We start from the raw sequence: 1224 nt of genomic DNA on the forward strand, positions 1-1224 counted from the left end.
GTGTCGTAGGAGGCGAGGGTCCGGCGCGATCCGGGATCGCTACTGTTTTCACTCGCGATTCCAATCAGATCTTCGATATCCCTGATGCCTAGGTTGAGGCCTTGGGCGCCGATCGGCGGGAACACATGCGCTGCTTCGCCGACCAGCGCCACGCGGTTTTGCGCGAAGCGGCCGGGCGAGGCCGCCGACAACGGATAGATCTGGCGACCCGGCTCGACCGAGACCCGGCCAAGCACCGATTGCATCTGTTCCTCGACACGCCCCGACAGGGCTGCATCGTCGAGCGCCGCAAGCTCCTGCGCGGTTTGCGGCTTCACCACCCAGACGAGGCTGGAGCGCCTGCCGGGCAACGGCACTTGCGTGAACGGCCCCGTTTCGGTGTGGAACTCGGTCGAGACGAAGCCGTGCTCGCTGCGGTGGCCGAAATTGAGGACAAGCGCCGACTGCGGATAGGGCCGCGCGAAGGCGCGAATGCCGGCGGCTTCCCGCGCCGGAGACAGGCGTCCATCGGCGGCGACCGCCAGCGACGCCGAGATCTCGCTGCCGTCGGCCAGCCTTGCGTGGGCCTGATCGGCGTCAAGGCTCCAGGACTCGACGGTGGATTTCAGCCAATGAATGCCGTCATGAGCTGAAACGGCCCTGGCGAGGATGGAGATGAGAGCCTTGTTCGGCAAATTGAGGCCGAACTGTTCCTCGCCGATCTCGCTGGCGCGGAAGGTCACGGTTGGGCTTCGGATCAGCCGCCTTGTGGCGTCGACAATGCGCATCGCCTTGAGCGGCGCGGCCTGCGCCCTCAATTCGGCAAGGACGCCCAGCCGTTCAAGGACCTTCAGGGCGGGATTCATGAGCGCCGTGGTGCGGCCGTCGGCGGTGTTGGCTTCGGGGCCGACCAGCGTCACGTCGAAGCCGGCCCCGGCAAAGCCGAGCGCCGCGATCAGGCCGGCCGGACCGCTGCCGGCAACCAGGATGCGGGCTTTGTCGTTGTGCTCCACGCCAGGCTTCCACGATGCGAGGTGACCCGTCGGGCCTTTATCCGGATATAGGTCAGATCGGCCGGCTTGATCAACGCGGCGATTCAGCCCATTCGATTGGCATGAACGGCGAGCAGCATGATTTCAGCCATCTCGACCGCGCCGGCCGGGCTACGGCGGGCGTCGCGCGCAGCCCGCGCCTCGCGGTCATGCTCACGATCGGCGCCGGCATCGGCCTTGCCTGGTTCCTTCT

Annotated in this window: 1 protein-coding gene; it reads right to left on the reverse strand. The window is 66.7% G+C overall.

Annotated features, from left to right (window positions below; translation table 11 throughout):
- Positions 1–992, reverse strand: a 992-nt coding sequence (locus tag EOD07_RS34965) for a UbiH/UbiF family hydroxylase (protein ID WP_127238398.1), incomplete at its 3' end; no start/stop codon positions are given.
- Between the last annotated feature and the right edge of the window lie 232 nt (positions 993–1224).

This window comes from Mesorhizobium sp. M2C.T.Ca.TU.002.02.1.1 (genome assembly GCF_003997225.1).